The 20,347-nt window shown below is 71.1% G+C and carries 22 protein-coding genes; 12 read left to right on the plus strand and 10 right to left on the minus strand.

The annotated features are described in order from the left end of the window. The gene (locus DY157_RS08895; RefSeq protein WP_115728283.1) at nucleotides 1-2,076 is read left to right on the plus strand and encodes a sensor histidine kinase; all 2,076 of its coding nucleotides are present in this window, start codon (nucleotides 1-3) and stop codon (nucleotides 2,074-2,076) included. Beyond that, complete coding sequence (locus DY157_RS08900) at nucleotides 2,073-2,543, plus strand: response regulator (protein ID WP_115728284.1); 471 nt, start codon at nucleotides 2,073-2,075, stop codon at nucleotides 2,541-2,543. Before DY157_RS08895 ends, DY157_RS08900 begins: the two co-directional genes overlap by 4 nt. Before the next feature lie 51 nt (nucleotides 2,544-2,594). Here DY157_RS08900 and DY157_RS08905 read toward each other — a convergent pair whose 3' ends face one another. Continuing rightward, complete coding sequence (locus DY157_RS08905) at nucleotides 2,595-3,236, minus strand: hypothetical protein (RefSeq protein ID WP_115728285.1); 642 nt, start codon at nucleotides 3,234-3,236, stop codon at nucleotides 2,595-2,597. 34 nt (nucleotides 3,237-3,270) lie between these two features. After that, complete coding sequence (locus DY157_RS08910; protein ID WP_235827142.1) at nucleotides 3,271-4,056, minus strand: NADPH-dependent oxidoreductase; 786 nt, start codon at nucleotides 4,054-4,056, stop codon at nucleotides 3,271-3,273. A 193-nt stretch (nucleotides 4,057-4,249) separates the two neighbouring features. On the opposite strand from DY157_RS08910, the gene DY157_RS11410 reads away from it, so the two are divergent. The 3 genes from DY157_RS11410 to DY157_RS08925 all read left to right on the plus strand — a co-directional run bounded on the left by DY157_RS11410 (nucleotide 4,250) and on the right by DY157_RS08925 (nucleotide 7,142). Then, entirely contained in the window at nucleotides 4,250-4,675 is a 426-nt protein-coding gene (locus DY157_RS11410) for a hypothetical protein (protein ID WP_160159514.1), read from the plus strand. 332 nt (nucleotides 4,676-5,007) lie between these two features. Next, nucleotides 5,008-5,793 (plus strand): ABC transporter ATP-binding protein, encoded by a 786-nt coding sequence (locus tag DY157_RS08920; protein WP_115728287.1) that lies wholly within the window; start codon nucleotides 5,008-5,010, stop codon nucleotides 5,791-5,793. After that, nucleotides 5,790-7,142 carry an ABC transporter permease family protein gene (locus tag DY157_RS08925; protein WP_115728288.1) on the plus strand — a complete coding sequence of 451 codons (1,353 nt, stop codon included), beginning with the start codon at nucleotides 5,790-5,792 and terminating at the stop codon, nucleotides 7,140-7,142. Before DY157_RS08920 ends, DY157_RS08925 begins: the two co-directional genes overlap by 4 nt. A gap of 141 nt (nucleotides 7,143-7,283) precedes the next feature. Here DY157_RS08925 and DY157_RS08930 read toward each other — a convergent pair whose 3' ends face one another. From DY157_RS08930 to DY157_RS08955, 6 genes are all read right to left on the minus strand, one after another. Further along, nucleotides 7,284-8,069, minus strand: coding sequence for an amino acid ABC transporter ATP-binding protein (locus DY157_RS08930; protein WP_115728289.1), 786 nt, complete (start codon nucleotides 8,067-8,069; stop codon nucleotides 7,284-7,286). Continuing rightward, nucleotides 8,069-8,938, minus strand: a complete 870-nt coding sequence (locus DY157_RS08935) for an amino acid ABC transporter permease (RefSeq protein WP_115728290.1) — start codon at nucleotides 8,936-8,938, stop codon at nucleotides 8,069-8,071. The genes DY157_RS08930 and DY157_RS08935 overlap by 1 nt, the downstream gene beginning before the upstream one ends. Before the next feature lie 61 nt (nucleotides 8,939-8,999). Then, entirely contained in the window at nucleotides 9,000-9,869 is an 870-nt protein-coding gene (locus DY157_RS08940; RefSeq protein WP_115728291.1) for an ABC transporter substrate-binding protein, read from the minus strand. Between the two features lie 116 nt (nucleotides 9,870-9,985). Continuing rightward, nucleotides 9,986-10,498, minus strand: a complete 513-nt coding sequence (locus DY157_RS08945) for a cupin domain-containing protein (RefSeq protein WP_115728292.1) — start codon at nucleotides 10,496-10,498, stop codon at nucleotides 9,986-9,988. Then, nucleotides 10,495-11,796: an amidohydrolase family protein gene (locus tag DY157_RS08950; RefSeq protein WP_115728293.1), complete on the minus strand. Its 1,302-nt coding sequence runs from the start codon at nucleotides 11,794-11,796 to the stop codon at nucleotides 10,495-10,497. Before DY157_RS08950 ends, DY157_RS08945 begins: the two co-directional genes overlap by 4 nt. Nucleotides 11,797-11,824: 28 nt before the next feature. After that, entirely contained in the window at nucleotides 11,825-13,348 is a 1,524-nt protein-coding gene (locus DY157_RS08955) for an adenosylhomocysteinase (RefSeq protein WP_235827146.1), read from the minus strand. 403 nt (nucleotides 13,349-13,751) lie between these two features. On the opposite strand from DY157_RS08955, the gene DY157_RS08960 reads away from it, so the two are divergent. Further along, nucleotides 13,752-14,624, plus strand: coding sequence for a Cof-type HAD-IIB family hydrolase (locus DY157_RS08960; RefSeq protein ID WP_115728295.1), 873 nt, complete (start codon nucleotides 13,752-13,754; stop codon nucleotides 14,622-14,624). Nucleotides 14,625-14,750: 126 nt separating this feature from the next. Here DY157_RS08960 and DY157_RS08965 read toward each other — a convergent pair whose 3' ends face one another. Continuing rightward, on the minus strand, nucleotides 14,751-15,443 hold the full coding sequence (locus DY157_RS08965; protein WP_235827148.1) for a hypothetical protein: 693 nt from the start codon (nucleotides 15,441-15,443) through the stop codon (nucleotides 14,751-14,753). A gap of 149 nt (nucleotides 15,444-15,592) precedes the next feature. Between DY157_RS08965 and DY157_RS08970 the strand changes: the two genes are divergently transcribed. Then, nucleotides 15,593-16,114: a peptidylprolyl isomerase gene (locus DY157_RS08970; protein WP_115728296.1), complete on the plus strand. Its 522-nt coding sequence runs from the start codon at nucleotides 15,593-15,595 to the stop codon at nucleotides 16,112-16,114. Nucleotides 16,115-16,197: 83 nt separating this feature from the next. Further along, nucleotides 16,198-17,052: a rhomboid family intramembrane serine protease gene (locus DY157_RS08975; RefSeq protein WP_235827149.1), complete on the plus strand. Its 855-nt coding sequence runs from the start codon at nucleotides 16,198-16,200 to the stop codon at nucleotides 17,050-17,052. 315 nt (nucleotides 17,053-17,367) lie between these two features. On the opposite strand, the gene DY157_RS08980 is transcribed toward DY157_RS08975, so the two are convergent. Next, a complete protein-coding gene (locus tag DY157_RS08980) occupies nucleotides 17,368-17,631 on the minus strand; it encodes a cell division protein CrgA (RefSeq protein WP_115728297.1) in 264 nt (87 codons plus the stop codon). Between the two features lie 102 nt (nucleotides 17,632-17,733). Here DY157_RS08980 and DY157_RS08985 point away from each other — a divergent pair, with 102 nt between their 5' ends. From DY157_RS08985 to DY157_RS08995, 4 genes are read left to right on the plus strand one after another with little or no spacing between them, the layout of a single operon-like run. Further along, complete coding sequence (locus DY157_RS08985) at nucleotides 17,734-18,660, plus strand: DUF881 domain-containing protein (RefSeq protein WP_407923470.1); 927 nt, start codon at nucleotides 17,734-17,736, stop codon at nucleotides 18,658-18,660. Between the two features lie 13 nt (nucleotides 18,661-18,673). Next, nucleotides 18,674-19,426, plus strand: coding sequence for a class E sortase (locus tag DY157_RS08990; RefSeq protein WP_407923473.1), 753 nt, complete (start codon nucleotides 18,674-18,676; stop codon nucleotides 19,424-19,426). A 37-nt stretch (nucleotides 19,427-19,463) separates the two neighbouring features. After that, nucleotides 19,464-19,616, plus strand: a complete 153-nt coding sequence (locus DY157_RS11480; protein ID WP_174232148.1) for a hypothetical protein — start codon at nucleotides 19,464-19,466, stop codon at nucleotides 19,614-19,616. Nucleotides 19,617-19,655: 39 nt separating this feature from the next. Beyond that, nucleotides 19,656-20,294: an anthranilate synthase component II gene (locus DY157_RS08995; RefSeq protein ID WP_115728299.1), complete on the plus strand. Its 639-nt coding sequence runs from the start codon at nucleotides 19,656-19,658 to the stop codon at nucleotides 20,292-20,294. Nucleotides 20,295-20,347: the final 53 nt, after the last annotated feature.

Raw genomic sequence — 20,347 nt, forward strand, 5'->3', positions numbered from 1 at the left:
ATGGAGGGCCCCCGTAGCGTCGCGCCCCCCGGCTTCGAGCCCGCGAGGGGCGCCTGGGAGCGGACGAATGTGCGCGACGGCGGGCACCGCGTCGGCGCGCACGTCCACGTCCTCGTCATCGGAGACGACTCGCGGGGTTTCGCGCGCTCCCTCACCGAGGACATGGCGGGCGCCTTCCCCAATCTCTGCCTCGATCGGATCGACGGGGCCGACGACATCGCCCTCTACGACTCGAGTCTGGGGCCGGCCGACCACGTCGTCCTCGGGATCATCACCTCGGAGGTCCCCGACATCGACGCCGCCCTCGCGCTCACCGAGGACCGGCCGATCCTCGAGCCGACCCGTTGGCTCGTCATCACCGACGAGTCGACGCACTCCGACCTCGCCCGCGCGACCTCGTCGGGTCGCCTCTCCTCGGTCCTCACCGTCCCGTGGTCGGTGCCGCTCCTCGCGGGACAGGCGTACTCGACGATGGTCCGCCACCTCGAGGAGGACGGTCGCAGCGATGCTGAGATCCGCGGGCTCATCGGGGAGGCCCCCGCGATCGCGGTGCGCGGACCGCTCCTCGAGGGACTCGACCTCTCCGAGAACGAGGTCGTCCGCCGTCTGCTCGAGGGGGTCGAACGGGTCCTCGGGCGCAGGCCGCGAATCGTCATCCCCGCGGGCACGGACCTCGCCGTGCAGGGCAGGCCCGTCGGCGCGGTTCACCTCGTCCTCGCCGGCGACGTGTCGCTCCACCGCGACTCCGCGCGCGGCGAGGTCCTCGCGCACCACGCGACCTCTGGGCCGCTCATCGGCCTCGTCTCCCTCGCGCGTGGGGAGAACGCGTTCTTCACCGCGGTGACGACCTCGACCGCGAGGGTCGTCCGCCTCACCCACGAGCAGCTCGAGATCGCCCTCCTCGAGGAGAGGGGGCTCGCTGCCCCGCTCGCGGCCCTCGCGATCCAGTCGCTCACCCGCAGGCTCATGCGCGCCGAAGACCTCCACCTCGAGAACGCGATGCTCGCCGCCGACCTTGAGGTCCAGCGCGAGGCGCTCGAGGTCGCGCTCGAGGACCTGCGGAGGACCCGCGCGGAGCTCGTCGAGAAGGCGCGCTTCGCGATGCTCGGCGAACTCTCCGCCGGGATCGCCCACGAGCTCAACAACCCCGTCACAGCCCTCGCCCGCGCGGCCGAGCACCTCGGCGAGGACGTCGACCGGGTGCTCGCCCAGTCGGACCGTCTTGCCGCCGCCCGCGCCGCGATGCACGACGCCCTCGAGGCGCCGCCCCGGTCGACCGCGCAGGAGCGCGAGCTCGCGAAGGAGCTCCTCCCCGCCGTCGGCGGCGACCGCAGGTTCGCCCGTCGGCTCGTCCTCGCGGGAGTGACGGATCCGGCGAGGGCGGCGGGCCTGCGCGATGCCGACGAGTCCGAAGTCGAGGGCATCGAGTCGGGCGCGCGGATCGGGTCGTCGCTCCGCTCCGTCCTCGCGGCCGCCGAGCGCGTCGTCGACCTCACGCGCTCGCTCAAGGGCTACGCGCGCCCTGACGCCGCCGAACTCCAGGCCGTCGACGTGCGCGCCGGCATCGACGACGTCCTGCGCCTCACCGGCTACCGGATGCGCGGGATCGAGATCGTCCGCGACGAGTCCGAAGTCCCGACCGTCCGCGGGCACGCCGCCAAGCTCCAACAGGTGTGGACGAACCTTCTGGTCAACGCCGCCGAGGCGATCGAGGACGAGCGCGAGGACGTCGAGGAACGGCGCCGCAACGGGCAGGAGTGCGAGCCCGCTCGCGGGGACGCGCCCGCCCGGATCGTTCTCGAGGTCCGCGCCGAGGGCGACGAGGTCGTGGTCGCGATCCGCGACAACGGCCCGGGGATCCCCGCCGACCTCGTCGAGAGGATCTTCGAACCGCACTTCACGACGAAGGCGGGGCGCGTGCGCTTCGGCCTCGGGATGGGCATGTCGATCGTCCGGTCGATCGTCGCCGATCACGGGGGCGAGATGCGCGTCGACTCCGCGCCCGGCGCGACGACGATGACCGTCCGCCTCCCCGCGCTCACCGATGCAGCACCCGAACCGAAGGAGAAACGATGACGCTGACGATCCTGTCCCTCGAGGACGAGGCCGACGTCCGCGAGGCCCTTGAGCGGGACCTCGACGACTTCTGCTCGAAGATCCGCCTCGAGGTCGCCGACGACGCCGACGACGCGTGGAGCGCGGTCGAGGAGATCGCGGCCGACGGCGACGAGCTCGCCCTCGTCCTCTCCGACCACCGGCTCCCCGGCCGCTCGGGCGTCGACTTCCTCGTCGAGCTCGTCAAGGATCCGCGCTTCTCGTCGACGAGGACGGTCCTCGTCACGGGTCAGGCGGGTCAGGACGACACGATCCGCGCGCTCAACGAGGCGGGCCTCGACCACTACATCGCGAAGCCCTGGGATCCGGACGACCTGCGCAGGGTCGTCCGCGACCAGCTCACTGACTACGTCCTCGAGATCGGTGTCGATCCGCTCCCGTACCTGCCGGTTCTCGACGGCGTGCGGGTGATGGAGGCGATCCGCTAGTCGCGGGCGCGGCCGCCCCCACGATCTCGGGGCGCCTCGCGGGCCCGGCGGCTACTGCGCGCTCGTGTCGAAGCAGAACGCGGGGCCCTCGAATCCGGAGGCGCCGAGGATCGTGAAGATCGCGTCCATGAGCTCGGCGGGCCCGGGCAGTGCGCCGCCGACGTCCTCGTGGCGGATCTCGATCGCGGCCATTCCGTCGAGGTCGTTGACGGGCTCGGTCGTGAAGCGCGAGCCGAGGAGGATGTCCGCCTCGGCGAGGTCGTCGGGCGACCCGAAGATCCACGTCGTCGCGACGCGCGCGCCGGCGACGACGCCGACGTGCATGTGGGTGAGGACGATGCGCCGCCCCGCCCTCGGGAATGCGGAGCCGACGCGGGAGAAGAGGGCGATCGACCCGGAGTCGGGGCCGAGGGAGTCCTCGAGAAGGGCGTACGCGTAGGCGCCGATCCCCCGGAGGGTGAGCGCGTCGGCGAGGCGCCCGAGGACCTCGTCGCCGAAGGGCTCGTCCTCGAAGTAGATCCCCTCGCCGACCGGCGGCTCGCCCTTCCCGAGGACGGCGATCTCGAAGCCGGCGTCCGCGAGGGCGTCGCGGACCGCCCCGATCTCGTGCTCGGGGAAGGGGTGGAGGACGGCCGCGTTGGCACTGTGCCGTTCGATGAAGACGTAGACGGGGAAGCCGAGGGCCTGGGGCATGCCCCCATCGTAGGGGGACGAGGCCGGGCCGCCCTCAGGAGAGCGCCAGCCCCTGTTCGTGGAGGACCTCGAGGATCGGGGAGACGTGGGCGCCCCCGATGCCGATCTTCGTGCGGACGAGGTTCGTGAAGGACTCGATGCGCCTCGAGGCGTCGCGCAGGTCGTAGTACTCGGTGACGATCCGGTCGTAGTCGGCGAGGAGTTCGGCGTAGGAGTCGACGCGCGGGTAGGCGTTCTCTGCGACGGTGGCGGCGAGCGGAAGACGCGGCTTGTACTGGGGCGACTGCGCGGGATGTCCGATGAGGAGCCCGACGATCGGGAAGGTGAGTTCGGGGAGGGCGAGGGCGTCGATGACGCGGCGCGGATCGGCGAGGATCGAGCCGAGGTAGCAGGTCCCCAGGCCCATCGACTCCGCCGCTACGACGACGTTCTGCGCGGCGAGGAGCGCGTCGTGGACCGCGGTGACGAAGAGGTTCGCCGTGCGGAGCGGGGCGTCGTCGACTCCCGCCTCGGCGCGGATGCGGGAATTGCGGTACTGGTCGGCGACGAAGACGAGGAGTTCGCCGCGGTCCCCGCCGACGTAGGGCTGTCCGGAGGCGAGGTGGAGCTGCTCGCGCACCTCCGGGTCGGTGACGCGGATGATCGTCGTCTGCTGGAGGAACGAGGAGGACGCGGTGTGCCGGGCGACCTCGAAGAGGGTCGTCAGCTCGTCGGCGTTCAGCGGCTCCTCGGTGAAGGCCCGGATCGTCCGGTGGCCCATCTGGGCGGCGATCGTCGGGTTCTCGATGGGGGCGGTCTCGCGCTCGTCGAGCGTCGTCATGTCCGGTCCTTTCCTCGGGGTCCTCCCATTGTGCGCCCCTCCGCGAGCGCCGCGGGCGGCTCTTGGGCGATGGGATCGCTCACGGGCGTGCCGCTCACGAGGCCGGGGCGGGGCGTCCGCTCGATGGAGAGGGCTCGGCGCCTCGCGGTGGGGCCGGCGAGAGCCTGCAGAATCCGTGCCTACAATGCTCTCCGTGATTAAGCGATCCTTCACCTCCGTCCTCGCCGCCGGCGCCATTGCCGCGGCCCTCCTCTCCGGCTGCTCCTCGAACGCCGCGTCCTCCGCGTCCTCCGCGTCCACCGCGGACTCGGCGGCGAGCGCCGCCTCGACCGCGCAGTCGGCCGCGCCCCTGACGATCACGAAGAAGCCCGAGAACATCGACGGCGCCCAGGTGACGCTCCCGGTCAAGCGAGTCCTCATCTTCGACGTGGATTCCGCGGACGTCGACAAGTGGAGCGCGACCATCGCCGACGGTTCGATCGCCGAGTTCGTCGCGGGCTCCGACTCCGCTCAGCCGATGATCCGTCCGCTCGCCGAGGGCGAGACGACGGTCGAGCTCACCGCTCCCGACGGCGCGACGACGACCTTCTCCCTCATCGTGACGCCCGGGATCCGTTGAGCCCCGGCGCTTCCGCAACCTCTTGAGGGGGCCGCGCCCATCCGGCGCGGCCCCCTCACTGTTCATTCCGGCCCGCACAAACGCACACAGTTTCTCCATCGGCGCGAGCGGAACAGCCTTCTGACCGGGCCTTTCTCTCGGTGACCTTTCGAGAGTCCACGGGAGATCCGGGAAACTGTGTGCGAAATTGCGGGTGAACCCCGAAGGGGTGCCCGCGTGGACGCCGGAGAAGCGAACGCGCGGACCCCGGTGATGCCCGGAAACGGAAACCCGGGACGGGGAAGGGCGTTCCCTCATGGCGGGCGACCTCGGCGAGAACCGAGGATCGGAGCATGAACTCCACGATCCCCCCGACCAACGCCCCCTCCCGCGGCGCGATCTCCGTCCGCGGCCTCGTCAAGACCTACGTGCGCGAGGGAGTCTCCGTCCCCGCGCTCGCCGGCGTCGACCTCGACATTCGCGGCGGCGAGCAGGTCGCCGTCATGGGACCCTCGGGCTGCGGCAAGTCGACCCTCCTCCACTGCCTCGCGGGCGTCCTCAGGCCGACCTCCGGATCCATCGCGATCTCCGGCGTCGAGGTCACCGCCCTCTCCGATCGGGAGAGCTCGAAGCGGCGCCTCTCCTCCTACAGCTTCGTCTTCCAGGACGGCCAGCTTCTCCCCGAACTCCCCTGCGAGGAGAACGTCGCCCTCCCGCTCATGCTCATGGGCGCGTCCCGCGCCGAGTCCGTCTCCCGCGCCCGCGGCCTCCTCGCCCACCTCGGGTGCGATGGGCTCGGCGCGTTCCGGCCCGGGCAGCTCTCGGGCGGACAGGCCCAGCGCGTCGCGATCGCCCGCGCCCTCGTGGCGGCCCCGGAGGTCGTCTTCGCCGACGAACCGACCGGCGCCCTCGACCAGCGCACCGGAGCCGAGGTGATGAGCGTTCTCTCGGGCGCCTGCGCCTCGACCGGCTCCACCCTCGTCCTCGTGACCCACGACCCGGCGATCGCCGCGCGCCTCGGCCGCACGGTCGCCATGCGCGACGGGCGGATCGAGCGCGACTCCGCGGCGCCCGCCCGGACTCCGATGGGCGCCGCCGCATCCTTCGGTGCCGCCCCGCTCGACGGGTCGGCCCGATGAGCGGCGCGCTCGTCGCGTCCCGCGCCCTCCTGCGCTCGCGGGACGTCGCGACCTCCGGCCTCGCGATCCTCTCCTTCGCCGTGCCCCAGGCGATGCTCCTCAGCGTCACCGCCGGCGCCCTCGCCTTCCAAGGGCGGGCGGACGAGGGCGGGCCCGTGGGCCCCGAGATCGGAGGCGTCTACGTCGGCCTCGCGATCTTCGCCGCGATCCTCCTCGTCGTTCCGATCCTCACGATGGGTGCGGCCGCCTCGCGCCTCGGCATGTCGCGGCGCGCCGAACGGCTCGCCGTCCTCCGCCTCATCGGGCTGAGCGCGGGCGGAGCCCGCCTCGCCTGCGTCCTCGACACCGTCGCCCACGCGGCGGTCGGAGCTCTCGCCGGCGTCGTCCTCTACGTCTGCGCCCTGCCGATCTGGACGCTCTTCACCTTCCAGGGCCTTCCGCTCAGCGTCTCCGAGATGGTGCTCGGCCCAGCTTGGATCGCGGCGGAGTCCCTCCTCCTCGTCCTCCTCGGGGCGGCGAGCGCCTGGATCGCCGTGCGCCGCGCGTCGATCTCCCCGCTCGGCGTCGCCCGCCGCCAGGAGGCGAACAGGGCGTCCGCGAAGGCCGCGGCCGCGATCGGAGCGATCTTCGCGTTCTGGCTCCTCGGCGGGACGCTGCTCCGCATGGCTCCCGAGGCCGTCGGCACCGCGATGGTCTTCCTCATCCTCTTCGTCGTCTTCTCCGGGATCAATGCCGTCGGCGCCTGGTCGGTCGGACTCCTCGGACGGATCATGGCGCGACGGGCCCGTCGTCCCGGCGCGCTCCTCGCAGGGCGCCGCCTCGCCGACGACCCGAAGTCCGTGTGGCGCTCGTTCGCGGCGGTCGCACTCGTCGGATTCATCGCCGGATGCGTCTACCCGATCACCGGCGCCCTCGCCACAGGCGCGACGACTCCCGAGGACGCCCTCCTCATGACCGACCTGCGCACGGGCATCGGACTCACCCTCGGGATGTCGGTCGCGCTCGCGGCCGTCTCGACGGCGGTCGCTCAGGCGTCCCGACTCGTCGACACGATCGGCGAGGTCCGCTCCCTCGTCAAGGCGGGAGCCCCGATGCGCGTCCTCGATGAGGCCAGGCGCCGCGAGATCCTCCTCCCGGCCCTCCTCCTCGTCGGAGGCTCCACCTGCGTCGGGCTCGTGTTCCTCGCGCCCGTCGGGCTCGCCGTCACCGGGCCGGTGGCGCTCGCCAAGGCGCTGCTCGCCCTCGGGATCTTCCTCGTGGCGTCGCTCGCCGTTATCGTCGCCGCCTCCGAGGCGACGCGGCCGATGCGCGCGCGGCTCCTCGCGGAGGAGTCGGCTCCGCGGGAGTAGCCCGAAGGGCGCGAAAACGCACGCAGTTTCCCACGGCGCTCACGTGCGACGAGGTCGTGACCTGCGCATTCGTCGACGGCTGATGGGGGCCGGACGCCGAAATCCCGGAAACTGCGTGCGTTCTTGCGGGCGGGGTCGTGGTCAGTGAAGGATCCGCGAGAGGAAGTCCCTCGTCGAGGGCTCCTGGGGATCGTCGATGACCTGGGAGGGCGCGCCCTGCTCGACGATGCGGCCGTGCTCGAGGAAGACGACGCGGTCGGCGGCGTTGCGGGCGAATCCGATCTCGTGGGTCGCCATGAGGATCGTCGAGCCCTGGTCCTTGATCTCGCGGACGAGGTCGAGGACTTCGCCGACGAGGACCGGATCGAGGGCCGAGGTGATCTCGTCGAGGAGGAGCAGCTCCGGGTTCGTCGCGAGGGCGCGGACGATCGCGACGCGCTGCTGCTGGCCGCCGGACAGGCGATCCGGGTACTCCTTCGCCTTCGCGTCGAGGCCGATGCGCGCGAGGAGCTCCATGCCGCGCGCCTCGGCGCGCTCGGGCTCCCAGCCGTGGACGATCCTGGCGGCGAGCGTGACGTTCGCGAGGACCGACATGTGGGGGAAGAGGTTGTAGTGCTGGAAGACGACGCCGATGCGGGCGCGGACCTTGTCCGCGTTGACCGCCGGGTCGGTGATGTCCTCGCCGGACAGGAGGATCTGCCCGTCGTCGACCTGCTCGAGGAGGTTCGCGCAGCGCAGGAGGGTCGACTTGCCGGAGCCGGAGGCGCCGAGGAGGACGACGACCTCGTGCGGGTCGACCTCGAGGTCGAGGCCGCGCAGGACGACGTTGTCGCCGAAGCGCTTGACGACCCTGCGCGCCTCGAGGACGGGGACGGCCGAACCGGATCCGGGGGCCGGAGCCGCGGTGGGGGTCTGGGGATCGCTCATCAGACGGCGCCTCCCATCTGCTCGCGCTTGCGGAGCCTGGCCGTGTACCAGTCGGACAGGCGGATGAAGGGGAAGGACATGAGGATGAAGAGGACGCCCGCGACGACGTACGACGTGAAGTTGTAGGTCGTCGCCTGGTAGATCTGCGCCGAGCGGATCGCGTCGACCGCGCCGAGGACGGAGATGAGGCCGACGTCCTTCTGCATCGAGATGAAATCGTTCATGAGGGCGGGCGTCACCTTGCGGATCGCCTGCGGGACGATGATCCGGCGGAGCGTCTGCCCGTGGGTGAGTCCGAGCGAGCGCGCGGCGTAGCGCTGGGAGGGGTGGACGGACTCGAGGCCGGCGCGCAGGACCTCGGCGACGTAGGACGTGTACGTGAGGACGAGGGCGATCGTGCCGAGGACGGCGACCGGGATGCGGGTCGTCGGATTGAGCGCCGGGATGCCGAAGCCGATGAGGTAGAGGACGACGAGGAAGGGCATGCCCCGGAAGACGTCCGTGTAGGCGGCCGCGAGGAAGCGGACCGGGAAGAAGATCGGCCCGCCGAGCGTGCGGGCCGCGGCGAGGAGCGTCGCGAAGACCGCGACCCCGAGGACCGCGATGACGAGGATCCGGATATTGAGCCACAGGCCCTCGGCGACCTTCGGGAGGGCCGCGACGAAGTGCTTTCCGGAGAAGAAGGTCTCGCGCGTCGTGTCCCACCCGGGCGAGTGCGTGACGACGAGCCACATGACGACGGCGAAGACGAGCGTCGACGCGATCGAGACGAGGATCGAGCGCTGGGCGCGGCGGCGCCGATACGCGCGACGGCCGAGTTCCACGTCGGAGACGGGGAGCTCGGCCAGGGGATCGGTGGTGGTGCGCATGCGGGTCGGGGGCCTCCTTCGAATCGCGCGGGCCCGGCGGATGCCGGGCCCGCGCGCCGGGTCACTTGAGGATCGTCAGCTCCTTGCCGTCCGAGGCGGTGAGCCACTGCGTCTGGAGCTTGGCGAGCGTCCCGTCCGCGGTGAGCTCGTCGACGGCCTTCGAGACGGACACGGTGAGCGAGGATCCCTTAGGGAGGACGATGCCGTAGGAGTCGCCGCCCTCGGTGTCGGCGAACTGACCGACGATCACGCCGTTGTCGATCTGCGCGGAGACCATGTAGAAGGCGGTGGGGACGTCGACGACGATCGCGTCGACCTTGCCGGTCTGGAGCGCGAGGACGGTGTCGTCGGAGGAGTTGAAGATCTGCGGGGCCTGCGAGAGCTTCGAGGCGAGCGTGTCGGTGACGAACTGCTGGGAGGTCGTGCCCGCCTGGACGCCGACGAGGACGTCCTTGAGGTCCGCGATCGAGGTCGCGCCGACGGCCGGGGAGTTCGCGGACGCGATGATCGCCTGCGAGGTCGTGTAGTACGGGCTCGAGAAGTCGACGGCCTGCTTGCGCTCGTCCGTGATGGAGAACTGCTGGAGGTTGATGTCCCAGTCCTTCGCGCCCGGCGCGATCGAGGAGTCGAAGGTCGCGCGGGTCCACACGACGTCGTCCTTCGAGTAGCCGAGCTTCTCGGCGACGGCGTAGGCGACGGCGGACTCGTAGCCCTTGCCGGAGGTCGGGTCGTTGTCGAGGATCCACGGCGAGTACGCGGGGTCCGAGGTCGCGACGGTGAGCTTGCCCTCGGTGACGGTCTGAAGGGCGCCGGACTGCGAGGCGGACTCGGAGTCGGCGGACGAGCCGGTCGAGCTCGAGCAGGCGCCGAGGGCGAGGGCGGCGGCCGCCGCGGTCGCGAGGGCGGAAAGGGTGCGAAGTGAACGGCGCATCAGGGGCCTCCGTGTCGATTCGGGGTGGATCGCGGGTCGCGCGAACGATTCGCAGCGTAGGCGCGGGATTCCCGGACCGCGAACGAGCGTCCGCACCCCGGACCTTCGTCACGGATTCAGGCGTCGTCTTCCGCGAGTTTCCAGTCCTCGTAGGAGAACTCGGGTGAGACAACGCACGTCGCGAGCGCCGGGCCGCCGCGGGCGACGGTCCGCTGCCAGACGCCCGCGGGGACGAGGAGCTGCACGGGATTCGAGGCGTCCGTCGCCCCCGTTCCTCGAGCGCCCGCCGCGCCCTCGTCGATCGGAGACGCGGGGACGGGGGAGGCGAGGACGACGCGCCGCGGCTCGGCGGGCGCGTCCCCGGTGCCGCCGAGGTCGATCTCGAGGCGGCCGGGCCCGTGCCAGAGCCACAGTTCGTCGGAGCGGACGACGTGCCAGGCGGCCTCCATGTCCTCGTCGAGGAGGAAGAGGATCGCCGAGGCCGTCGCCCTCTCGCCGTTGGCCGTGTCGACGCGGGCGGGCGCGGTCCACGTGCGGCGGAACCAGCCGCCCTCGGGATGCGGTTCGAGGTCGAGGGCGGCGACCAGGTCGAGGGCCCGGGGGCTCGCGGGAGTCGAGGGGGTGCTCATGCGAGGCCTCCTTCGGCGGTCCACCGGACGGCGCCGGCCACGACGGTCTCGACCTGGCGGCCGGCGCCGTGGCGGGCGACGTCCTCGATCGTGCCGACGACGTCGGAGACGGGGACGTCGATGACGGTCATGTCGGCGACCGCGCCCGCCTGGAGCTGGCCGATCCGGTTCGGGCCGGTCGCGAGGCCCATCGCGTGCGCGCCGCCGAGGGTCGCGGCGTCGAGGAGCCGGCGCGCGAGGTCGGAGGAGCGGTAGCCCTGGGCGCGCGCGAGGTCGAAGAGGACGGCGACGTCCTCGAGGACGTCGAGCGAGGGGGAGGAGGAGAGGGAGTCCGTGCCGACGGCGATGAGGTTGCCCTCGGACAGGTAGGCGGCGACGGGCGGTGCGTCGAGCCCGATCACCCGGTTCGACCTCGGGCACAGCGCCACCGCGGTCGAGCGCGCGCGCAGGCGTCGGCGGTCGTCGGCGGTCATGTAGACGCCGTGGGCGACGTGGCAGTCGGGGCCGAGGACGCCGAGCTGGTCGACGAACTGGGTGGCGGAGAATCCGCCGCCGCGCGCCCGCATCGCGGTGAACGAGGACGAGTCGCCGCTCCTCCACAGGTCGGAGAGCTCGCTCGTGCGGCCCTCCGACCATTCGGCCTCCGAGTGGGATTCGCCGAGGTGGATGTGGAGGCGCATCCCGCGCCTGCGCGCGAGGTCGGGGAGGTCGAGGAGCGGGTCGGCCTCGAGCGAGTACGGGGCGTGGGGGGAGACGCCGACGCCCGGCGGGGTCGGCATCGCGTCGAGGGCGGCGTCGACGGTGGCCGGTCCGCGCTCGCGCCAGTCGGCGTTCGACCAGCCCATGACCTCCCAGTAGGCGACGCCGTGAAGTCCCGCGTCGTGGAGGGCGCTCGCGGCCTCCGGGTCGGTGACGACGTCGGCGGCCGAGGTCGTCCCCGCCTCGAGGAGCATCCGGGCGCCGGCGGCGGCGTGGGCGCGGAAGTCGAGTCCGCCGCGGTCGTAGACCTCGTCGAAGGAGCGCATCCAGTCGGGGAAGCCCGCGTAGTTCCGGGCCCCGACCTCGGCCATTCCCGTGTACTGGAGGTGGGTGTGCGCGTTGACGAGGCCGGGCATGAGGACCCCCTTGAAGCGGCGCTCCTCGAAGTCGAGTCCGCGCTCGGCGAGGGTCTCGAGGACCCAGTCGCGGGCGCCGACGTGCTCGATCCGCCCGTCGCGCACGGCGACCGCCCCGTCCATCACCGAGGGGGCGGTGATGGGGATGACGAGGCCCGCGGACCACACCTGGACGTCGGACATGGGGCTCCTCCTCGTTTCGCTTCGACGCTCAGTCATCCTGGTCGCCCAGTGCCCGTCGCGCAACGCGGTCGTCGGCGTCCTTCGGCAGGGGGACGAGGCCGGGGCGCAGATCCTGCGAGCGCTCGAGGAGGAGGCGCAGGGCCTCGACCTGGACCCCGAAGCTCATGTCCATGATCTCGATGGGGTTGCCCTCCCCGGCGGTGCAGTTGATGCAGGCGCCCCGGTCGAGGATGCGGAGGGTCCGCCCGGCGGGCGAGGTGAGGAGCCCGACGGCGCGGGACGGCGCCTCCTCCCAGGTCCAGCCCCTCTCGAGGGCTTCGACGATGCCGACTTCGCCGGCGACGCCGCCCGCGACGGCGACGGCGGCCCCGTTCGGAAGGGCGGAGAGCGCCTCGACCGGGAGGGTCGCGGGCTCGCCGGTCGCCGACATCACGAGATCCGCGTTCGCGCAGGCCTCGAGGAGGTTCGCGGTCTCGTATCCGTCGAGGCGGGCGCGGAGTTCGCGCACGGGGTCGATCTCGACGACGGTGACGAGCGCGCCGCACGCGGCGGCGAAGCGCGCGCATCCCGTTCCGACGTCCCCGTAGCCGATGATCGTCACCCGCTTCTCGAGGATCGGCGAGCCGACGCGGGCGGGGTCGAGGAGGTCGAGGACCGTGAGGAGGCACGACTGCCCGGTCGCGTAGGCGTTGTCGAAGAGGGTCTTCGAGCGCGCGTCGTTCGAGGCGACGACGGGGACGCGCAGGGGGAAGCCGCGCAGGGGCCGGATGCCCGAGGTCGTCTCCTCCGCCGCCCCGAGGAGCGCGTCGAGGGCGCCGGGGGCCCGCTCGGGGTCGTGGGCCATGCGGATGAGGTGCGAGCCGTCGTCGAGGAGGAACTCCGGGGAGGTCGCGAGGAACGCGCGCGCGAGCTCCTCCTCGCGCGCGGCGTCGGCGTCCGCCTCGGCGAACACCTCGAGCCTGCGGGCCCGCAGCGCCGCGGCCACGTCCTCGCGCGTCTCCTCGGCGTGCCCGAAGACGGCGACCCGCGCGCCCGCCTCGGCGAGGAGGAGGGCGAGGACCGCGGTCTTCGGCTCGAGGACGAGGGCGAGGCCGATGCGCCTGCCGGTGAGGAGGCCCGAGTCGGCGAGGTCGCCGACGCCCCTCGCCGTCACCGGCATGAATCGGCGCGCCCATTCGAGGCGGCGCTCCGCCCAATCGGGGGCGTTGTCCGGATCGTAGGGGTCGGTGAGCGGCGTTCCGTCGGGGCCGAGGACGCGGATGGGGCCGACCGGGTCGGCGAGGACCGCGATCCGTCCCGGCATCGGTGCGGTCGAGGCGTCGAGGAGGACGAGGACGGCGTCCTCGTCGATCGCCTCGGGCCGGGAGTCGAGGATCTCGGCGCGGGCGCCGAAGCCCGTGAGGAGGCGTCCGAGGGCCTCCGCGAGTCGGCGCGCCGCCCCGTCCTCGTCGATCCCCCGGGCGGCGGAGGGGCGGACGAGGACGAAGAGGCGCCTGGGGACGAGGAGGTTCGTCGCGGCCGCGAAGGCGCGGAGGACCACCTGGGCGCGCATGGCGCTGAGGATTATATCCATCTGACGCTGCCGACGAATAGAGAGGGGGGGAACTCGGGGGGGGCCGGGCAATTAAAAAAAAAAAGGAAGGCGTAAGACGGGAGAGGCGGGCACCAAGAAGAACAGATAGACGATGAACGCGCTGAGTGCAGGATAGAAACGCAAACACGAGAGCGATAAAAGNATGCACCTGCCTAACCGGCACCCCCTCAATCAGCAGATCCAACACCTGGCGGCGAACCGCCTCAGAACAACGAAAACCCACAGCAACCACCCCACACACTCAAGGCGTTGCACTCACCACCTGAAACCGCCCATCACGTTGCTCCATCGAGGGGATCTCCCTGGGCCCCGGGGCGCGGCTCCCATCGCATCGGCGCGCCGGATCGGGGACAATCGGGGCATGACCCTCGCGCAGCCCACAGATCTCTCCCCCTACGCCGGAACGACCGACCTCGGCCTCGTCGCGGTCGATATGGACGGCACGCTCCTCGACGACGCGAAGCGCTTCCCGCCGGGCATCGACGCGCTCCTCGACGCCCTCGACGAGCGCGGCGTCGTCTTCGCGCCCGCCTCCGGGCGACAGGTCTGGACGCTCCTCGACATGTTCCCCGGCAGGCCCGGCATGACCGTCATCGGAGAGAACGGCGCGATCGTCATGAAGGACGGGAAGGAGATCTCGTCCAGTCCTCTCGATCACGCGACCATCGATGCGGCGATCGACTACGTCCGCGCCGCCGTCGCCGACGGGATCGATGGAGGACTCGTCCTCTGCGGCAAGCGGTCGGCCTACGTCGAGCGCCACGACGACCCCTTCGTCTCCGGGGTGCTCCCCTACTACCACCGCACTGCGAAGGTCGACGATCAGCACGAGGTCCTTCGGCGCATGGAGTCCGGGGAACTCGACGACGACATCGTGAAGATGGCCGTCATGTGCCTCGACCCGGTCGGGCCCCTCGCGGAGCGCACCCTCGCGCGCTTCGCCGAGACGCACGCCTACGCGCCCTCGGGCGCTCACTGGGCCGACCTGCAGATCCGCGGGATCGACAAGGGGCTGGCCGTCCGCGCCCTCCAGAAGAGCCTCGGCGTCAGCCGCGAGCGCACGGCGGCCTTCGGCGACTTCCACAACGACATCGCGATGCTCGAGGAGGCCGACTGGTCCTTCGCGATGGCGAACGCCCACGACGACGTCGTCGCCGCCGCCGCGTACGTCGCCCCCTCGAACAACGAGGACGGGGTCGGGACCGTCCTGAGGACGCTCCTCGGCATCGAGTGAGAGGCCGACGAATCCAGGGGAGCGGGCCGACCGCGCACCTGTGAAGAACGCGGGGGAGCCCCGGACGATCGCTCGTCCGGGGCTCCCCCGCTCGTTCGGCGCCGCGCCGCTCGGCGCGGGACGCGATCAGTCCTCGAGGTCCTCGACCTTCTCCTCGACCGCGTCCTTGACGTCCTCGATCTTCTCCTCGACGGCGTCCTTCACATCCTCGGCCTTCTCCTGGACCGCGTCGGCGACCTTCTCCGCCTCGGCCTCGGGGACGAAGGAGTCGGTCTCGAGATCGGCCCAGTACTCCTCGGCCCACGGATCCTCGATCGGCTGGCTCCGCTTCCACAGGACGTAGCCCGCCCCGGCGATCGTGCCGGCGAGCGCGGTCCATCCGATCGCGCGGAGGAAGCGGCGCTTCGGCTTCACCTTCGCGGTCGGGGTGACGAGGGCGGCCTGGGCGACCTCGGACGCGCGGCGCGCGCGGTCGGTGAGGGCCCCCTCGCCGGAGAGGGCCGCGCTGCCCTCCTGAACGGCGCGGTTGATGCGCGGGAGATAGTCGTCGACGAGGTCGGTGCGGGCCTGCTCGATGACCGGGCGGGCGCGATCGACGGCGGCCTGGGCGCGGTCGGCGGCGTCCTCGACCACGGGGGTCGCGCGCTCGATCGCGGTGGCGAGGGCGGCCTGGGCGCGCGGCGCGGCCCAGTCGACGCCCTGCTCGGCGAGGTCGGCGGCGCGCACGGCCATCCGGCCGGCCTGCACGGCGACGGCATCGCGCAGCTGGAGCGCCTCGGTGCGCAGCTTGTCCGTGTCGAAGTTCGGCGTGTTGACCATGATGTCTCCGAATCGTCTGGTGGGGCGCGGCGCGGGAATGCGCCGCTTCCTCCTATTGTGCAACGAAGCGATGTGATCTGCAGCCCACAGAGGGAGGAGTGGAGCGCGCATCCGGTGCCGGAAGGCACCGAATCTGGGAGCATGGGGGCATGGAAGCGACACTGCACACCTCGAAGGGCGACATCGTCCTCGAACTGTTCCCCCACCACGCCCCCCACACCGTCGAGAACTTCGTCGCCCTCGCCCGCGGCGAGCGCGAGTGGACCGATCCGTCGACCGGCCAGAAGACGACACGCCCCCTCTACGACGGCACGATCTTCCACCGCGTGATCTCCGGCTTCATGATCCAGGGCGGCGATCCGCTCGGCACGGGCACCGGTGGTCCGGGCTACGTCTTCAACGACGAGATCCACCCCGAGCTCAACTTCAACGAGCCCTACCTCCTCGCCATGGCGAACGCCGGCAAGCGCATGGGCAAGGGCACGAACGGCTCGCAGTTCTTCATCACCGTCGCGCCGACGCCGTGGCTCCTCGGCAACCACACGATCTTCGGCAAGGTCGTCGACCAGGCCTCGAAGGACGTCGTCGACGCCATCGCGACTGCCGCGACCGGCCGTAACGACCGCCCCGTCGAGGACGTCGTCATCGAGTCCGTCGAGATCTCCGACTGAGTCGGATCCGACTCGGTACCGCGGGGCGGGGCGCAGGCCCAGCCCCGCGGCCGCATTCCATCGGCCTTTCCCAGGAGGACACCATGTCGATGCCGACCTACGGTCAGCGCTCGAATGCGAATGCGGCGCCTGAATGCCCGCGCCATCCGGGCGTCCGATCGGTCGACTACTGCAAGCGCTGCAACCGGCCGATGTGCCCCGAGTGCGCGATCCGCACCGAAGTCCGCTCGATCTGCGTCGACTGCGCCGGGAGGACGCGCGCGCGGACCCTGGCGCGCGGGCCGATCGTCACCCACGCCCTCGTCGCCGTGTGCGTCGCGGTTTTCGCGGCTGGCTACGTCGTCCCCTCGCTCGAGCGCCTCATGCTCTTCACCCCGGGGACGGGCTACGTCCAGCCGTGGCGCTTCCTCACGACGGCGTTCCTCCACGGCGGACTCCTCCACCTCGCGTTCAACATGCTCGCCCTCTACTGGGTGGGCAGGTCGCTCGAGCCGGTCCTCGGACACTGGCGCTTCGCGTCGCTCTACGCGCTCTCCGCGATCGCCGGGTCGGCTGCGGTGCTCGCCTGGGGCATCGTTCAGCCTTCGACCCTGGGAACGGCGACGGTGGGCGCCTCGGGCGCGGTGTTCGGCCTTTTCGGCGCGATCTTCGTCCTCCAGCGCGAGGCCGGGCTGGACACGCGCTCGGTCATCGCCCTTCTCGCGGTCAACCTTCTCTACGGATTCATCTCGCCGGGCGTCTCGTGGCAGGCGCACGTGGGGGGTCTACTCATGGGCCTCCTCGTCACGTGGATCTACCTGCGAGTCGCCCGTCCGCGCGCCGGGGTCACCGCTCGTGCACAGGAGCGTCGCGCCTTGTGGATAACCTGTGGATTGTTCGTCGCAGAGGCCGCGGCCATCGCGCTCACCTATCGGGTGATCTTCGAGGTTCTCGGCTGAAAAGCGCTGAATAGGTGGGGTCGGGCCGATGATTCGGCCCGACCCCACCTATGGGAATCACATCGGTGTCATTCATCCCCAGGTGTGCATTCGCCTGTGGATAAGTCCGGCGTCCGCGGTCGCTGGGTCCGAGCGGACGCCCGGCTTCGTCCTCGCCCGGCGTGGTCGACGAGGGCGGGGCCGTGAATGCGAAGGGCCGCGAACTGCCGGGCCCGAACCCCGGGAACGCGGAAGCGCCCGCCCGCGTCGAACGCGGACGGGCGCAGCCGTCGAAACGAACGGGGAGTCGGCTCCCCGTGGAAGAACGCCGCGGGCTCAGCGCCAGCGCAGCGTCATGAGGAATCCGACCATCATGATCCCCAGGCCGATCACCATGTTCCACCACGTGATCTTCGGGATCGGGTAGGCGCCCGAGGAGATGTAGTAGACCATCAGCCACACGAGGCCCAGGAGCAGCAGTGTGACGAAGGCGGGGGCCCACCAGCGGGGGCTGAGCGGGATGCCCTCGGTCCAGGCGTGGAGCTCGGTGTCGTCCGAGGCCTCCTTGCCGTCCTTCTTGCGCTTCTTCGACTCGGCCACGTCACTCCTCAATCACGACAGGGCGGGCGTGCCGCGGGATGGGCACTGCTCGTAGCGTAGTCTTCGAGTATCGGCACGCGAAACCACGACACGGGGGTGGACATGACGGATGATCCGCAGCGCGCGCGCAGCGGGCCGGGCGTCGATCCCTCAACGCCCCCGCCGAGTTCCGCGCCGCGCTCGCGCGCCGGGCGCGCCCGCGCCGACGAGGCCGCCGCCCGAGAGGCGAAGCGGAGTCGGCGCGCTGCGGCGAAGGGGCGCCCCGATGATCGGACGACCCCCTCCCACCGGATCCCCGCCGGACTCGGCGCGGGGAGTCGGAGGGGATGGTCGCGCTTCCTCCCCTCCTCCCCCCGGGCCGCCGCCTCCGTCCTCGTCGTCACCCTCGCGTCGGGGATGCTCTTCACGATCTCCGCGGAGACGAACCGGACGAGCGCCGGGGCGCCGACGGACACGGGGATCCTCTCGCTCGTCCGCTCCGCGCAGAAGGACGTGTCGGCGCTCGACTCCCAGGTGTCGGGGCTGCGTCGCGAAGTCGACTCCTACGGGACCTCCGCCTCGACCGAGGCAACCGCGTCGGTGCCCGCGCTCGCGACGCAGCCGGTGACGGGCCCCGGCGTGACGATCACCCTCACCGACGCGAACCTCGAGACGATCCCGGATGGGGCGACCGCGAACGACCTCGTCATCCACCAGCAGGACATCGAGGACGTGATGAACGCGCTGTGGAACGGTGGCGCGGAGGCGATGACCGTTCAGGGCGTGCGCGTCACGGGGCGGACGGTCATCCGGTGCATCGGGAACGTCATCCTCGTTGACGGGGAGTCCTTCTCTCCTCCCTACGTCATCGAGGCGATCGGCGATCCGGCGCAGTTGCGCGCGAAGGTTGACGCGAATCCTCGTATTGTCAACTACAAGGCCTACGTCGCCCTCTACGGTCTCGGGTGGGACATGCGGACGAACGATAAGCTTGAGATTCCCGCGGCGACCGCGAAGACGACGAACTCCTACGCACAGGTGGTGGACTGACATGACCGTTCCGATGACCAGGGCGGCCCATGCCCGCAGGCGCGCGAAGCCGTCGGTCGGCGCCGTGATCCTCGGCGTTGTCGGCGAGCTTCTTATTACGGCGGCCCTTGTGCTCGCGGGCTTTGCCTTCTGGCAGCTCTACTGGACGTCTTTCAAGGTCGAGGGGCCGCGCGCGCAGGCGGTCGCGACCTATGCGCAGGCGCACGAACCGGTGACGAAGTCGGCGGGGGAGACCCGTACCGACGATCCTCCGGCGTTCGCGCAGGGTCCGGGGGCGAACGAGATCTACGGGCTCATCCACGTGCCCTCGTGGAACTGGATGCGCATCCCCTTGGCGGAGACGACATCGACCTTCGTCCTCGACAACGGATACGCGGGCCACTACGAGGAGAGTGCGCAGGTCGGTGAGATCGGGAACTTTTCGGTCGCCGGGCACCGCCGCACCTACGGCAACAACTTCCGCTGGATCGACCGCCTGAAGGAGGGCGATCCGGTCGTCGTCGAGGTCGACGACTACTACGTCGTCTACAAGGTTGCCTCCTACGAGATCGTTGACGCGGATGATCCGACGAACATCCGGGTCGTTGCACCTGTCATCGGCGACCTCACGTGGTCGCAGACGCCGACAGAGCGCTGGATGACGATGACGACCTGCCACCCGGAGTACGGCAACTCGCAGCGCTACATCGTCCATTTGAAGTTCGCGTCGTGGACGCCGAAGAGCAGCGGTGTTCCCGCCGAACTCGTCGACGAACCGACAGCCTGACTCCGACGCACCCCGAGAACGAGAAGGAGGTCATCCCGTGTACGCATGGATCTTCCGCCACCTGCCCGGACCGATCTGGTTGAAAGTGATCGAGGCGCTCGTCCTCGTGGCGGCCGCAGTATGGGCGCTGTTCACCTGGGGCTACCCGTGGGTGCAGGATTATCTCAACCTCGGTTCAGCCTCGGTCTGAGGCGGGCCGGATACGAGAAGGGATACGAAGGGGGCCCGCGTGGCGCGCATCCTCTGCATCGACAACTACGACTCGTTCGTGTGGACGATCGTCGGCTACCTCCGTCATCTGGGCGCGCAGGTCGAGGTCGTGCGGAACGACGCGGTGGACCCCCGATGGCCCGAGCGCGGTTTCGACGGCGTCCTGGTCTCCCCGGGGCCGGGCGATCCGAGGGGCGCGGGCGCGTCGCTGGAGACGATCGGCGAGTGCGCCGCCAGGGGCATCCCGATGCTCGGCGTATGCCTCGGGCATCAGGCGCTCGGCGAGTACTTCGGGGCGACGGTGTCCCATGCGCCCGAGCTCATGCACGGGAAGACCTCGGTCATCGAGCACGATGGGCGCGGCGTCTTCGCGGGGGTGAAGAACCCGTTGACGGTAACCCGCTATCACTCGCTCGCGATCGAGCCGGAGACGATCCCCGACTGCCTCGAGGTGAGCGCGGCGACGGCGAGCGGCATCGTCATGGGGGTGCGCCACCGCTCCGCCCCGCTCGAGGGCGTCCAGTTCCACCCGGAGTCGGTGATGACCGAGCAGGGGCATCGGATGCTCGCGAACTGGCTCGCGGCGTGCGGCGATGAGGGCGCCCCCGCGCGGGCGTCCTCCCTCGCGCCCGTCGTCGCCCCGCGCGCCGCGCTCTGACCACTCGGGTTCCCGGGGTCCTCGGTCGGCGGATCCGCTCGTGAGCGATTCGG

Origin of the sequence: Actinomyces culturomici (assembly GCF_900499005.1) — a bacterium.
In the GTDB taxonomy this organism is placed as follows: Bacteria; Actinomycetota; Actinomycetes; order Actinomycetales; family Actinomycetaceae; genus Pauljensenia; species Pauljensenia culturomici.